The following is a 268-nucleotide window of genomic DNA, read 5'->3' on the forward strand; positions in this document are numbered from 1 at the left end:
GCCGCGTTGCCGCTTCGTGTAGCGCGGCGGCAACGATCTGGTCGGTGGCCTGGGCGAGCAAGGTCTGCTTGTCGGCGACGTGCCAGTAGAGCGCGCCGCTGCCGGTCGCGAGATGCGCCGCAAGGGCGCGAAAGGTCAGCGCGTCCTCGCCGTCCTGGTCGAGGATCTCGATCGCCGCTTCGACGATCCGCTGTTGGGTGAGCGCGTCCGCGCGCCGCCGTGTCCGGTTTTCCTTGGTCATCCCTGTAGCTTGACACTTATGGAACTT

Annotated in this window: 1 protein-coding gene; it reads right to left on the minus strand. The window is 66.8% G+C overall.

Annotated elements, in window-relative coordinates; genetic code table 11:
- On the minus strand, nucleotides 1–241 hold a 241-nt coding region (locus SB751_RS31060), incomplete at its 3' end, for a TetR family transcriptional regulator (protein ID WP_410749151.1).
- Between the last annotated feature and the right edge of the window lie 27 nt (nucleotides 242–268).

The organism is Cupriavidus sp. SIMBA_020 (genome assembly GCF_046535395.1).
GTDB lineage: Bacteria > Pseudomonadota > Gammaproteobacteria > Burkholderiales > Burkholderiaceae > Cupriavidus > Cupriavidus campinensis.